This is a genomic window from Rhodococcus sp. 1R11 (assembly GCF_004563845.1).
Classification (GTDB): domain Bacteria; phylum Actinomycetota; class Actinomycetes; order Mycobacteriales; family Mycobacteriaceae; genus Rhodococcoides.
The window spans coordinates 45,519-59,031 of the sequence record NZ_SPNG01000017.1; the positions used below are offsets into that span (position 1 = coordinate 45,519).

The window sequence follows — 13,513 nt, forward strand, 5'->3', positions numbered from 1 at the left end:
AACGCGTTTTCGCTCGGCCGCGGGATTCAAGATCGAGCAATGACCGAATTGCTCTGTCTCACGGTGGCCGCGTTCGTCGCGGTCTACCTCTTCGTCGCTCTTCTCGATCCGGAGAGGTTCTGACGGCGCCATGAATCCTGCTCTGCTTGCCGGTCTTCAGATCGGCATCGTGATAGTCGTGTTGGCGGCGGCGTACGTGCCGCTCGGTGACTACATGGCCCGAGTGTTCGGTTCGACCCACGACACTCGGGTCGAGAGTCTGCTCTACCGGGTGGCCCGGGTGAACTCGTCGTCGGAACAGACCTGGGTCGGCTATTCCACCAGCCTGCTCGGATTCTCGTTCGCCGGAGTCGCATTCCTGTTCGTACTGCAGCGGATTCAGGGTGTGCTCCCGCTGAACGGCGGTCTGTCGGGGGTGAGTCCGGCAATGGCGTTCAACACCGCGGCGTCGTTCGTCACCAACACCAACTGGCAGTCGTACGTCCCCGAGACGACGATGTCCAACCTGACGCAGCCGCTGGGGCTCGCGGTGCAGAACTTCGTCTCTGCTGCAGTCGGTCTCGCGGTGGCGATCGCCGTCGTGCGCGGCTTCGTTCGGGTGTCGACGGGTGGTGAACTCGGTAATTTCTGGGTCGACCTCACGCGCGGGACGCTCCGTATTCTGCTGCCGCTCTCCGTGCTCGTCGCGGTGATCATGCTGACTCAGGGCACCGTGATGTCGTTCTCGACCGGCTTCACCTCCACCGGCCTCGATGGGCAGACGGTCACCAATGCGCTTGCGCCCGTTGCCTCGCAGGAGGCGATCAAGGAGATCGGCACCAACGGTGGTGGCATTCTTGCGGCCAACTCGGCGCACCCGTTCGAGAACCCGACTCCACTGACCAACATCGTGCAGGTCATCTCGTTGCTGCTGGTCCCGGTGGCCCTCACTCGTACGTTCGGCACGATGATCGGCAACCGCAAGCAGGGCCTGACTCTGTTGGCGGTGATGGCAACGCTGTGGGCCACGCTGTTGGCGGTGACGTTGTTCGCCGAATCCGGTACTCGTGGAGTCGCAGCAACGGCCGCGGGCGCGATGATGGAAGGCAAGGAAGTTCGCTTCGGCATCCCGGCCTCGGCCCTGTTCGCTGTCTCCACCACCGGAACGTCCACCGGCGCAGTCAATTCGGCGCACGACAGTATGTCTGCGCTGGGCGGCGGAGCAGTGTTGCTGAACATGCTGTTCGGCGAGATCGCGCCGGGTGGCGTCGGCACCGGGCTCTACGGATTGCTGGTGCTTGCGGTCATCGCGGTCTTCGTCGGTGGCCTGCTCGTCGGCCGGACCCCGGAATTCCTCGGTAAGAAGCTGGGTCGACGGGCCATCACGATGGCTGCGCTCTCGGTTCTCGTGATGCCGATCCTCGTGCTCGTCGGAACGTCGATCACGGTGATACTCGAGTCGACGACGAGCTATCAGGGCAACCCCGGCATCCACGGATTCACCGAGGTGCTCTACGCCTACGCCTCCGCTGCGAACAACAACGGCAGTGCTTTCGGCGGCTTGACGGTGACGAGCGACTGGTTCCAGATCTCCCTCGGTATCGCGATGCTGCTCGGCCGGTTTCTGCCGATCGTCTTCGTATTGGCCCTGGCCGGTTCGCTTGCGACGACCAAACGCAGCGCGCCCAACGCCGGCACCCTGCCCACCGATGGACCGTTGTTCGGCACGCTGCTGATCGGTACCTCAATCCTGGTCGCGGCCCTCACCTTCTTCCCCGCACTTGCTCTCGGACCCATAGCAGAGGCCATGCAATGAACCTGTCATTGAACACCGCTCTACCCGGCGCGTTCCGCAAACTCGATCCGCGTCACCTGGCTCGCAACCCGGTCATGTTCGTCGTATTCCTCGGCTCGATCGTCACGACGATCCTGTCGATCGCCCAGCCGTCGGTGTTCGCCTGGTTCGTCACCGGCTGGCTGTGGTTCACGGTGCTGTTCGCGAACCTCGCCGAATCGGTCGCCGAAGGTCGCGGCAAGGCGCAGGCCGCCAGCCTGCGAAAGGTCAAGCAGGACACTGTTGCTCGCAGACGGACCGCCGCTGGCGTCGAGGAGGTCGCAGGTGCGGAATTGGCCGTCGGCGACGAGGTGATCGTCTCGGCCGGTGAGGTCATTCCCGGCGACGGCGACGTCATCGAGGGCATCGCAACCGTCGACGAATCTGCCATCACCGGTGAATCGGCTCCTGTGGTCCGTGAATCCGGCGGCGACCGCTCGGCCGTCACCGGCGGCACCATCGTGCTCTCCGACGAGATCGTCGTCAGAATCACTGCAGCGCAGGGCGAGACGTTCGTCGACCGGATGATCGCACTCGTCGAAGGTGCGGCGCGGCAGAAGACGCCGAACGAGATCGCCCTGAACATCCTGCTCGCGTCGCTGACCATCGTCTTTCTCTTCGCGGTCGTCGCCATCGGACCGATGTCCGATTACGCTGGGCAGCAGCAGGACCCGATTCAATTGATCGCTCTGCTCGTCTGCCTCATCCCCACCACCATCGGTGCTCTGCTCTCCGCCATCGGCATCGCAGGCATGGACCGCCTGGTGCAGCGCAACGTACTGGCGATGTCCGGCCGCGCAGTGGAGGCCGCGGGTGACATCGACACACTGCTGATGGACAAGACCGGAACCATCACGTTCGGTAACCGTCGCGCCACCGGCCTGCATCCGGCGACGGGCGTCGACGCCGCCGAATTGGCTCGCGCCGCTCGGCTGTCGTCGCTGGCCGACGGCACCCCCGAGGGACGCAGCATCGTCGAACTGGTCGAGCGAGACTTCGAATCCGTTACGGCAGAGGGTGAATCCGAGCGCGGCGAGTTCGTGGCGTTCACGGCGCAAACCCGGATGAGCGGGTTGGACCTACCGGGCATGGAGATCCGTAAGGGCGCAGCGGATTCGGTCTACAGCTGGATTCGCGAGGGCGGCGGGACGGCCGATCTGGACGGCACCGTGCACGACATCGCCCAGAACGGCGGCACTCCGCTGGTGGTCGCGGTACGCGAAACCGGCTCCGCTGCCCGTGCTCTCGGCGTCGTCGAACTCTCGGACGTCGTCAAACCCGGCATCGCAGAACGGTTCGCGCAGCTGCGGGCCATGGGCATCCGAACCGTGATGGTCACCGGCGACAACCCGCTGACCGCCAAAGCCATTGCCGCCGAGGCAGGCGTCGACGACTACCTGGCCGAGGCCACTCCCGAGGACAAGCTCACGCTCATCCGGCAGGAGCAGGAAGGCGGCAGGCTCGTCGCGATGACCGGCGATGGGACCAACGACGCCCCGGCTCTCGCCCAGGCCGACGTCGGTGTCGCGATGAACACCGGCACTTCGGCGGCCAAGGAAGCCGGCAACATGGTGGACCTCGATTCCGATCCGACCAAACTGATCGAAATCGTCGAGATCGGCAAGCAGTTGCTCATCACACGCGGAGCTCTGACGACGTTCTCACTGGCCAACGACCTGGCGAAGTACTTCGCGATTCTGCCGGCGATGTTCTCCACCGTCTACCCCCAGCTGGGTGGGCTCAACATCATGCACCTGGCGACCCCGGAATCGGCGATCCTGTCCGCGGTGATCTTCAACGCGCTGGTGATCGTGGCGCTGATTCCGTTGGCACTCAAAGGTGTTCGATACACTCCGGCGTCCGCGGCTGCGTTGCTGCGGCGGAACCTACTGGTCTACGGCGTCGGTGGCGTCATCAGTCCGTTCGTCGGTATCTGGCTCATCGACCTGCTCGTTCGTCTCATTCCAGGGATTGGCTGACCATGCGTTTCGTACAGGGATTTCTCCGTCAGGTCGTCGCCGGCTTCGCAGTGCTGCTGGCGCTCACCGTGATCCTCGGCATCGCGTATCCGGCTGTGGTCTGGGGCATCAGCCGCATCGGCACCGACTCCGCCGAGGGGTCGCCGCTGCGTGACGGACAGGGCTGCGTCGTCGGAAGCTCGTTGATCGGCGTCGACCCGCAGGTCGCTCCGGGCGATCCGGATCCGTACTTCCACACCCGGGTGACCGGTTCGGTCACCGACGACAACGCATTCGCTCCCGGTGACCCGGCCGCCGCACTGCCGACCAATCAGGGCCCGTCGAGCGAGGTACTCGCGTCGTTCGTCGAGCAGCGCCGGGCCGCCATCGCCGCCCGGGAGAACGTGGACCCGTCCGCGATCCCGGCCGACGCCGTCACCGGCTCCGGATCCGGTATCGATCCCGACATCAGTCCTGCCTACGCGGCCCTCCAGGTCGCCCGGGTGGCGCAGGTCAACGGCGCGCCGGTGAGCGAGGTGGAGGCTCTGGTCGACGAGTACACCCGCGGCCCGCAGTACGGTGTACTCGGTGCCGAAGCGGTGAATGTCCCGGAGTTGAACCTGGCACTGCGGGACGCATACCGGCCGGGTGAGGAGACAGGCTGTGGCGGACAGGGGTGAGTTGCGGATCTACCTCGGCGCCGCGCCCGGCGTCGGCAAGACGTTCGCCATGCTCGGCGAAGCTCGCCGGCTGCAGGATCGCGGACGTGACGTGGTCGCGGCCGTCGTGGAAACGCACGGTCGGGCGCGAACCATCGAGGCGCTCGAGGGCATCGAAGTCCTGCCGATGGCCACGGTCCGTTATCGCGGATCCTCGGCGCATGAACTCGATCTCGACGCGGTCCTGACTCGTCGCCCCGAGGTGGTACTCGTCGACGAGCTGGCGCACACCAACACCCCGGGCAGTGTCCACGACAAGCGGTGGCAGGACGTCGAAGTGCTGCTCGACGCGGGCATCGATGTCATCTCCACCCTCAACGTGCAGCACCTCGAATCTCTGAACGACGTGGTGCAGCAGATCACCGGTGTTCCGCAGCGAGAGACGGTTCCCGACAGCGTGGTTCGGGCCGCAGACGAAGTCGAGCTGGTCGACATCACACCCGAGGCGCTGCGGAGCAGGCTGCGGCACGGCAACGTCTACGCCGCCGACAAGGTGGACGCCGCGCTGAGCAACTACTTCCGCGGCGGCAACCTGACGGCTCTGCGTGAGCTCGCACTGCTGTGGATCGCCGACCAGGTCGACGCCGCATTGGTGAAGTACCGCAAGGACAATCGCATCACCGACACCTGGGAGGCACGTGAGCGAGTGGTCGTCGCCGTGACGGGCGGCCCCGAGTCGGAAACCCTGCTGCGGCGGGCGAGTCGGATCGCCTCGAAGTCGAGTGCCGAACTGATGGTCCTGCACATCGTTCGCGGAGACGGCCTCATGGGCGTGTCCGCACCGCAGATGGGTTCCGTGCGCAAGCTCGCCGCCGGCCTCGGTGCGAGTGTGCACAGCGTGGTCGGGGACGACGTGCCCACCACTCTGCTCGATTTCGCGCGCGGAGTGAACGCCACCCAGTTGGTGATCGGCACCTCGAGAAGGTCCCGCGCCGCCCGCATTCTCGACGAGGGTATCGGCGCGGCCGTGGTGCAGAACTCGGGAAAGATCGACGTGCACATGGTCACTCACGCCGAGCAGGCCCGTCGGCGGAGTCTGCAGGTCGATTCGGGGCGTCGACGGGTGATCGCCTGGCTGGCCGCGGTTCTGGTGCCCTGCCTGGCCGCCGCGGTGTTGAGCACGGTCGGTCCGGACTTCGACTCGAGCGGCGAGAGCGCCCTGTTCTTCATGGTGGTGCTGTGTGTGGCGCTGCTGGGAGGTGTTGCACCGGCGGCACTCTCGGCGCTGATCGCAGGATTTCTGCTCAACTACTTCTTCACCACACCCCGATACAGCCTGACGATCGCCGAGCCGGACAACTTCGTCGTGACCGTCGTACTACTGCTGGTCGCTGTTGCGGTCGCGGCCCTGGTGGATGCCGCCGCTCGGCGGACGCGTCAGGCACGCCGGGCGACCCAGGAAGCCGAACTGTTGACGCTGTTCGCGGGGTCCGTCCTGCGCGGTGCCGATCTGGGTGCGCTGCTCGAGCGCGCACGCGAGACGTATCGGCAGTCCGGCGTCGCATTGTGGGACAACCAGTCCCGCACCGTCGTGGGCAGCTCGGGCGAGAATCCGCCGACCGACCGGGCCGGAGCCGACACCGAGATCGACGCGGGAGATTTCACATTGCTGCTCGTCGGCGAACGCACCCGCGCCCACGATCGACGTGTCCTGGCAGCGGTGGCCAACCAAGCCGCGGGCATGGTGCGCCAAGCCCGGCTCGCCGAGGAAGCCAGCCGCGCCAACGCATTGGCCGAGGCCGACGCGTTGCGTCGAGCATTGCTCTCGGCCGTCAGCCACGATCTACGGACGCCGCTGTCGGCGGTCAAGGCAGCCTCGTCGTCGCTGCGCAGCACCGACGTTCAGTTCTCGCCCGAGGACACCGATGAACTGCTCGCCACCATCGACGAGTCGGCCGACCAGTTGACGGCACTGGTGACCAATCTCCTCGACTCCTCGCGGCTGCAAGCCGGCGTGGTGCAACCCAGTCTGCGTCCCGTCTTCGTCGACGACGTGCTGGCGGGCGCGCTGTTGGGGGCCGACGAGCGGGTGCGGGTCGAGGTGGGCGACGTCGAAGTGCTCGCCGATCCCGGACTGCTCGAACGAGTGCTCGCGAATCTGGTGGACAACAGTGCCCGCTACGCCCCCACCGGCGAGATCATCGTGCGCGCCGCAGTGCACGGTGAAGTGGCCACGATCTCCGTCGTCGACCACGGCCCCGGCATCACCGTCGGGGCGGAAGCGACGATGTTCGACGCGTTCCAACGCCTCGGCGACCGTGACAACTCGGTGGGCGTCGGACTCGGCCTGTCGGTGGTGCGAGGATTCGTGCGGGCCATGGGCGGTACCGTCACGGCGTCGGACACCGTCGGCGGAGGGCTGACGATGACGGTCGAGTTGAAGGCGGCGAGCAGGTGAAGGTACGGGCGCTCGTCGTCGACGACGAACCACAGATAGTGCGGGCGCTGCGGATCAATCTGAACGTCCGCGGATTCGAGGTCGTCAGCGCGGCTACGGGCGGGGAAGCACTGCGGGTGGCCGCGAACTTTCACCCGGACATCGTGATCCTGGACCTCGGTCTGCCCGACATCGACGGTATCGACGTCATAGCAGGTCTGCGTGGATGGACCGATGTGCCGATTCTGGTGCTGTCGGCGCGCACCGACTCGGCCGACACAGTCGAGGCACTCGATGCCGGAGCGGACGATTTCGTGACCAAGCCGTTCGGCATGGACGAGCTGTTGGCGCGGCTCCGCGCGGCCCTGCGCCGCGGTCCGCAATCGGTGCCGGACCCTATCGTCGAGACGGCAGACTTCACCGTCGACCTCGCTGCCAAAACCGTTGTTCGGCAGGGCGAGAACGTGCACCTGACGCGCACCGAGTGGGGGGTGCTGGAGTTGCTCGTCCGCAACGAAGGAAAGCTGGTGTCGCAGAAGGAGATTCTGCGTACCGTGTGGGGGCCCGGGCACGAACGCGAAACGCATTATCTGCGAATCTATCTCGGCCAACTACGGCAGAAGTTGGAACGAGACCCGGCGGCACCGGTGCATCTGATCACCGAAACCGGTATGGGCTATCGATTCGTGAGCTGATCATCGGTGCCCCGGGTGCCCGAGCATCGTGTTGTAGGTCCGTACGAGGGTGACCAGCGCGGCGTCTTCGGCAGCAGTGGAGGTGGACAACGACCGGCCGTGCACCCACGCGAGTCTGTCTCGAGCTGCTTCCATGATCAGGTGCTCGTCGGCGTCGGGCGAGAGACCGAGTTTGGTTGCCGGAGTGGGATGTTTGACGAGGCGTCGGAGCTCCTGGGTCACCGGGGAGGTGGGGTCGGCGGTGAGCATCGCTTCGAGGTGCCCGAACAGCACGACGGTGTGCAGGGCCGGGTCGGACCGGAGCCGATCGACGATGTCGCGGATGTGGTCGCGTTCGGGGCGGCTGTACGCGAGTCGGTCGAGTTCTCCGATGATGCGGTGGGCGCGTTTGACGGCGGCGAACGCCGCGAGATGGGTCGAGAGAATACTGTGCAATCGCGGAACGCAGGACTGCGTGACGAGCCATTCGTTGAGCGCCGCGGCCCCCTGCGCGGCGACCTCGCGGCCGTGGAGAGTCCCGTATTCGCCGAGCAGGTCGACCAATCGGCCCCGCACCTGAGGTGGGACGGACGCGTCGTCCTCGGAATCGAGCAGGTCGATCAGGTCGAACGGCGCGATCCCGGAGAGTGCGTGCAGTGCTCGGGCATCGGCTTCGGTGAGCGCCCCGGTGTGCGAGGTCTCGGCGAGAAGTCCCGCGATCGGCACGACGGTCATGACGGTGTCGACGAGCCGACTCGCCAGCAGCGCCGCGTGCTCGTCGGCGTGCGCGAGCGGATTGCGCGTGCCGAGGGCGCCTTCACCGAATGCGTCGGCGCGTGAGAGCACCCCGAGGGTGGTCAGCGGCGTGAAGCCGAGTTGTCGGAGGAACTCGATCTCGTCGGCGCGGGGAGCGCTGTCGAACAGGAACACCGCGGCGTCGGCGTCGACCGATGCAGTACGGGTCTGCTCGAACCCGTCGATCAGCACGCGACGGGTTCGGGTCTCGTTCTCGGCGGTCAGCGTCGCCAACCCGGGTGTGTCGACGAGGGTGTAGTTGCGGATCGCGGCCGAGGGCAGCCAGCGATGCAGGTAGGCGACCTCGTGCGGCTCGACCGGTAGGTGGCCGATCCGTCCCCGGTCGGTCGGCACGGGCACGCGCGTCCCGTCGAGAAGGACGGCCTCACCCCGGGCAGGGGCACCCTCCTGATACACCGAGACCAGGTTGGTCGCTTCCAGCGCGGCGGTCTCGGCGACGTTGGCACCGATCAACGCGTTCACGAGCGTCGACTTGCCGGCTTTGAGGCGGCCGACGATGACGATGCGGGGCGGGGACCACAGCAGCGTGCCGATGCGGTTGGCGTGACCGGCGAGCTCGGGACCCAGGCCTGCGAGCGCGTGCAGGGCGTGGTCGAGTGCGGCGCGGACCGGATCGAGGGGTGGGCGGGGTGCGGTCACAGTGCTGCCCCCTTGGTCGTGCTCATGGACCTGTCAGTGGACGGCTTCGTGGCCGTGAGTTCGACGATGAGAGCTTCGGCACGAGTGATGTTGCCGCGCACCACGTTCAGGTTGTTCTCGAGCCGGGTGAGCTTCTTCTCCCGTGTCGCGCGATCGGACCGCGCGCTCTCCTCTGCATCCTTGATCTGCTTCTGCAGCTGCGCGATCGAGGTCTTGAGGTGCTCGCGGTAGCGGATGACGATCTCGGGGCGGGCGAGAGCGAGGGCACCGTCGATCGTGCGGGCGGTGGTCGTCTTGGTCGAGGTGGTGGTCTCGCGCATCCACGTCATCAGGTTGGTCTTGCCGGCTCGCATCGCCCGGAATCCGAGATTGACTCCTACCCAAGCGATTCCGACGACGGCTCCGACGCCGACGACGGTGGACACGCCGATGATTCCACCGAGCATGGACGAGCCCATCACGCCCATCGTGAGCATCGACGGGTCGAGCAGTCCCTGACGTTTGCCGGCAACGGTGTGGGTCTCGAGGGTGCGTCCGGACAGGGTGGCCACGACCTGGTCGTAGATGTCGTTCCACACCACATCGGAGTCGAATCGCGGTTTCACGATGGTGGTGTAGAGCTGTTCGAGAAAGACCGTCATCGATCCGGCCATCGCGGACTGGAAGTCCTTCTCCATCTCGGCGGTGAAGTGCTGCGGATTTCTGCGCAGTACCTCCATGCCGTTCTTGTTGATGCGGGCGGTCCACTTCTCTCGGATGGCATCGAGACGCCGGTCGAGCTCGTCGGTGGCGGACTGGCGAATCAGCGTCAGGTCGCGTTGGAGGTACTGCTCCCACTGTTGGGAATGATCTTTCAGATCCTGCAATTCGTCGAGTTGAGTGGTCAGGTCCGGGACCACCCGGCCGGCGTCGGTGATCGCTGCGATCTGAACCTCGAGATCCGCGGCGAGACTGCGGAGACCACCGACTGCGGTGCGCAGTCCACTGGCAACCGGGAGGCGATCTGCCACAGCCAGTTTCGCGTCGATCGTGGCACGCAGGGCGGTGATACCGGAACGCTGCTCGGCACGCTCGCGTAGGTCGCCGGGCGGCATTTCGGCGGCGGCGACGGCCCGCAGGCTCGATACCCCGAGGACGGGGACCTCCCGACCGAGGTGCTCGCGCAGAAGCGCAGTGTTCTTCTGCACGATCGGTTTCCAGCGCCGGACGTTCTTGTCGGTCTTGGTCACTGCCACGATCAGCGCCTCGACCCCACCGCCGGCTGCGGTGACGAACTCCATCTCGGGTGCGGTCAGGGGAGTGGAGGCGTCACAGACGACGATCACGACGCAGGCCTGAGCGAGGCTGTCGGTGGCCAAGGCGGCATAGGAGGGGTCGAGCCCGCCGACGCCGGGGGTGTCGATGACCGTCGTGTGCCCCATTCGGTTGTCGGGCACAGCGACCACCGCGCGGGTAGGGAGTTCGACGGCCCGCGCGTCGCGCACCCGTGCGCCTTCGCACGACACCCAGTCCGCCAGAGCCGAATGCGGAACCGATTCGGTGCGATCGGGATAGATCAATTCTGCTACGGCATCGTCGGTGTCGGTGGTGGTGAACGCCAAGGTCGTCGACGTCGTCACGTCCACCCCGACCGGTGATGCAGCACGGTGACCGATGAGAGCGTTGACGAGAAAGCTCTTGCCGCGCTTGACTTCTCCGACGACCACGACGGTACGGGCGCGCTGTTCGGTGGCGCGTTTCACGGCGAGATCGGCCAGGTCGGTGTACTCGAACGGGCGCAAGATCTTGGTGGTGATCGTCTCGAGCAGAGCGTGCGCGCGGTCGGTGGCCGGGGCAGGCGGCACTGTGTCGTTCACGTTCGACCCCTTCTCCCGTGTGTCGTCGTTGCGCGGGTCAGACTCTAACCCGCACACGACGACGAGGTGGCGTTCGAGGCGTGATTGTTCGTGCAGGGAACCTTTCGGGTGGACCGGTGCATCCAACTGTCAGTGATTCCCCCTGATGAAAGGATCTTGGCGTGCGTTCGAGAACATGGCAGACGAGAACTTGGCAGACGAGAACTTGGCAGCGGCGAGTAGCAGCGTTGGCGTGTGCCGGAGCAGTATTGGCGGCCTGCGGTACCGACTCCGACCCGGCGGGCGGGGATCCCGTAGCGAAATCGGGCGGCGACCAGGGCTCGAGCAGCAGCTCGGTCGACCCTGCGGCGCTGGACACCGGTAACTATCCGACGAGTCCGGCACCCGAACTCGGGCGCGCGACCCAGGACAACATTCTCGATGTGGAAACCCAGCGACTCGCCGAGTTCGTCGTGGCACCGTTCGAGGTCGATCCGAACCTGGTGTCGGTGAAGATGCCGACGATGGTGATCCGTAGTTACGAGAACCTGTCAGCGGTGTTGAACGGTGCCGCTCCGGACATCGCCAAGAGCAACGGCCTGCTCTACGGCTACGTCTCGACCGCGCAGGTGCCGACGACAGCGATCACCGACCCGACCCGTTCGCTGGTGCAGATGGTGCTGCGGTTCTCCACACCGGACGGCGCATCCGCCGCAGCGCAGCAGATACACACCGATCTGACCACCGTCGACGCCGACGACACCGGCCTCGACACTCCCGAGTCCATCGCGATCCTGCCGAACACGCTGGTCTCGACGACCGAGACCGATTTCGGATCCGGCCCGAAGTCGTCGGTGAACGCATTCACGGCCCACGGGGACTACCTGCTCTACACCTACGCCAGTGCGCCGGTCGGCGAGAAGGACTGGACCGCCCAAGCCGTGGCGAAAGCGCTCGAACAGCAGGGACCGCTGATCGATCGATTCCCGGCGCAGCCGACGAAAGACCAGAACGGAGGCCAATCCGCCGAAATGCCGCTGATCGACCAGGACAAGATCCTGATCTACGCCATTCCCGAGGAGGACCCGCAAGCGCAGTCCGGTAACGACATGGCTGTATACGGACCACGTGGAATGGCGCATCGGTCGACCAATCCGCCGCTGACGTACCGCGTACTCCAGGAGACGGGGTCCGAACACAACGCGGTGTACAAGACCACGGTCTACCGCGCCTCCGACGACGCCGGTGCGCAGAAGATCCTGACCGAGTTCCGCAACGACCTCACGTCCCAGGGCTACGCCGAAGCACAGACCCCGCAGGGATTGCCCGACGCCGTGTGCGTCAGCAAGGACACCGCCAACGGCACGCAGGACTACTGCATGGTGGTCAACGGTCGCTACGTCGGTGAAGCATCGGGGCTCGACGACAAGAAGGACGTCGATCAGCAGATCAGTGCCCAGTATCTGATTCTCGAGCAAGCCGACCAGAACGCAGCCTGAACTGCAGCATCACGCCAACCGACGCCGTCCGGTGCATCCCCCGACCAGGGATGCGCCGGGCGGCATCTTTGCGTGGAGCGATGCCCGGTGTGGAAGGTCCGGGTGGCAGGTCAGTTGCCCGAGTCGAGGGCGTCGGAATTCGGGACCAGCAGTGTGGCCAGTTGCTTGCGGGCCCGATGGATCCGGGTCTTCACCGTGGCCACCGACACGCCCTGGTGTTCGGCGATGTCGGCGTACGGTAGGTCGGCGAATTCCGCTAACACGATCGCTACTCGGAAGTCCTCCGGTAGCGCGGCGAGAGCCTGAAGTACCACCTGCGAGGTCGTGACCTGGTCGTCGAAGCGAGGCCCGTCGTGGCCGAGGTCGATGCCCGGCTCGTCGGCGTCGAGGCTGTCCACCGGCTTGCGGCGGCGCACGACAGCGAGAGCGGCATTGGTGGCGATGCGGTGCAGCCACGTGTTGAACCGAGCTTCGCCGCGGAACCTGTGCAGGTTCTGCCAGGCGGCGGTGACGGCGTCCTGCAGGGCGTCCTCGGCGTCGTGGGTGTTACCGGTGATCTGCAGACAGACATGCCAGGCGTTGGTCCGGTAGCGGCCGACGAGGTCGGCGAACGCGCGGTGATCCCCCGAACGGCACGCCGCGATCAACTCGGCTTCGTTCACGTATCCCTCCGATCCGCGCTGCTCACCCTCGGTGTGTGCATCGACGAGTGGAAATAGTACCCATCGGTAGGGACCGGCTGGGGGCGCGTCAGGAAACGTCGTCGCCGAGGCCGGGATCGAGATCGGGACCGTCGTGATCCACGTGATGGTCGAATGTCTCCGACGGCTCCTGGTCTTCGAAGGAGTCCATGTCGGTGCCCAGGTCCACCTCGGGCTCATCCTCGAGGTGGTGGTGTTCGGTGGCATGGTCTCGGTCGGCGGCGTGTTGCGTGACGCTCGAATGATCGAGATGATCTGCACCGTCGTCGAGCAGTGGGTCGTCGAGCAACAGTTCTGCGAGCTCGATCTCGTCGTCCTCGGGTACGACCGGAACGTCGGTCATCTCGGGGACGAGATCGGCGTCGACGGCGGCGTCGGGGTCGAATGCTGTCGCGAGGGTGCGCTCCCACACCGAGTCCGGGAGCGGGGGCAGATCGCCGAGAATGTCACCCAACGACGGGGACGGTCGATCGTCGGTCATC

The 13,513-nt window shown here is 66.0% G+C and carries 11 protein-coding genes; 7 read left to right on the plus strand and 4 right to left on the minus strand.

Annotated features, from left to right (window positions below; translation table 11 throughout):
• Window positions 1-39 precede the first annotated feature (39 nt).
• The 6 genes from E4P29_RS23560 to E4P29_RS23585 are packed head-to-tail and all read left to right on the plus strand — an operon-like array spanning window position 40 to window position 7,562.
• Window positions 40-123 carry a potassium-transporting ATPase subunit F gene (locus E4P29_RS23560; protein ID WP_072691966.1) on the plus strand — a complete coding sequence of 28 codons (84 nt, stop codon included), beginning with the start codon at window positions 40-42 and terminating at the stop codon, window positions 121-123.
• Window positions 124-130: 7 nt separating this feature from the next.
• Window positions 131-1,795: a potassium-transporting ATPase subunit KdpA gene (kdpA, locus tag E4P29_RS23565; RefSeq protein WP_135047410.1), complete on the plus strand. Its 1,665-nt coding sequence runs from the start codon at window positions 131-133 to the stop codon at window positions 1,793-1,795.
• Window positions 1,792-3,792, plus strand: a complete 2,001-nt coding sequence (gene kdpB / locus E4P29_RS23570; protein ID WP_135047411.1) for a potassium-transporting ATPase subunit KdpB — start codon at window positions 1,792-1,794, stop codon at window positions 3,790-3,792. Before kdpA ends, kdpB begins: the two co-directional genes overlap by 4 nt.
• Before the next feature lie 2 nt (window positions 3,793-3,794).
• Window positions 3,795-4,451, plus strand: a complete 657-nt coding sequence (locus E4P29_RS23575) for a potassium-transporting ATPase subunit C (RefSeq protein WP_135047412.1) — start codon at window positions 3,795-3,797, stop codon at window positions 4,449-4,451.
• A complete protein-coding gene (locus E4P29_RS23580; protein WP_135047413.1) occupies window positions 4,435-6,888 on the plus strand; it encodes a sensor histidine kinase KdpD in 2,454 nt (817 codons plus the stop codon). Before E4P29_RS23575 ends, E4P29_RS23580 begins: the two co-directional genes overlap by 17 nt.
• The gene (locus tag E4P29_RS23585; RefSeq protein ID WP_032369992.1) at window positions 6,885-7,562 is read left to right on the plus strand and encodes a response regulator; all 678 of its coding nucleotides are present in this window, start codon (window positions 6,885-6,887) and stop codon (window positions 7,560-7,562) included. The genes E4P29_RS23580 and E4P29_RS23585 overlap by 4 nt, the downstream gene beginning before the upstream one ends.
• Here E4P29_RS23585 and E4P29_RS23590 read toward each other — a convergent pair whose 3' ends face one another.
• The gene (locus E4P29_RS23590; protein ID WP_135047414.1) at window positions 7,563-8,996 is read right to left on the minus strand and encodes a GTPase; all 1,434 of its coding nucleotides are present in this window, start codon (window positions 8,994-8,996) and stop codon (window positions 7,563-7,565) included.
• The gene (locus E4P29_RS23595) at window positions 8,993-10,852 is read right to left on the minus strand and encodes a dynamin family protein (RefSeq protein WP_135047415.1); all 1,860 of its coding nucleotides are present in this window, start codon (window positions 10,850-10,852) and stop codon (window positions 8,993-8,995) included. The genes E4P29_RS23590 and E4P29_RS23595 overlap by 4 nt, the downstream gene beginning before the upstream one ends.
• Window positions 10,853-11,013: 161 nt before the next feature.
• Between E4P29_RS23595 and E4P29_RS23600 the strand changes: the two genes are divergently transcribed.
• Window positions 11,014-12,330, plus strand: coding sequence for a hypothetical protein (locus E4P29_RS23600; RefSeq protein WP_209205496.1), 1,317 nt, complete (start codon window positions 11,014-11,016; stop codon window positions 12,328-12,330).
• A gap of 110 nt (window positions 12,331-12,440) precedes the next feature.
• Here the strand turns inward: E4P29_RS23600 and E4P29_RS23605 are convergent, their stop codons facing one another.
• Window positions 12,441-12,992 carry a sigma-70 family RNA polymerase sigma factor gene (locus E4P29_RS23605; RefSeq protein ID WP_135047416.1) on the minus strand — a complete coding sequence of 184 codons (552 nt, stop codon included), beginning with the start codon at window positions 12,990-12,992 and terminating at the stop codon, window positions 12,441-12,443.
• Window positions 12,993-13,080: 88 nt separating this feature from the next.
• Window positions 13,081-13,512 carry a hypothetical protein gene (locus E4P29_RS23610; RefSeq protein WP_135047417.1) on the minus strand — a complete coding sequence of 144 codons (432 nt, stop codon included), beginning with the start codon at window positions 13,510-13,512 and terminating at the stop codon, window positions 13,081-13,083.
• Window position 13,513: the final 1 nt, after the last annotated feature.

What these genes read in the sequence shown, in the direction of transcription:
- E4P29_RS23560 (WP_072691966.1), top strand. Translation starts at nt 40, where the DNA reads ATGACCGAATTGCTCTGTCTCACGGTGGCCGCGTTCGTCGCGGTCTAC.
- kdpA (WP_135047410.1), top strand. Translation starts at nt 131, where the DNA reads ATGAATCCTGCTCTGCTTGCCGGTCTTCAGATCGGCATCGTGATAGTC.
- kdpB (WP_135047411.1), top strand. Translation starts at nt 1,792, where the DNA reads ATGAACCTGTCATTGAACACCGCTCTACCCGGCGCGTTCCGCAAACTC.
- E4P29_RS23575 (WP_135047412.1), top strand. Translation starts at nt 3,795, where the DNA reads ATGCGTTTCGTACAGGGATTTCTCCGTCAGGTCGTCGCCGGCTTCGCA.
- E4P29_RS23610 (WP_135047417.1), bottom strand. Translation starts at nt 13,512, where the DNA reads ATGACCGACGATCGACCGTCCCCGTCGTTGGGTGACATTCTCGGCGAT.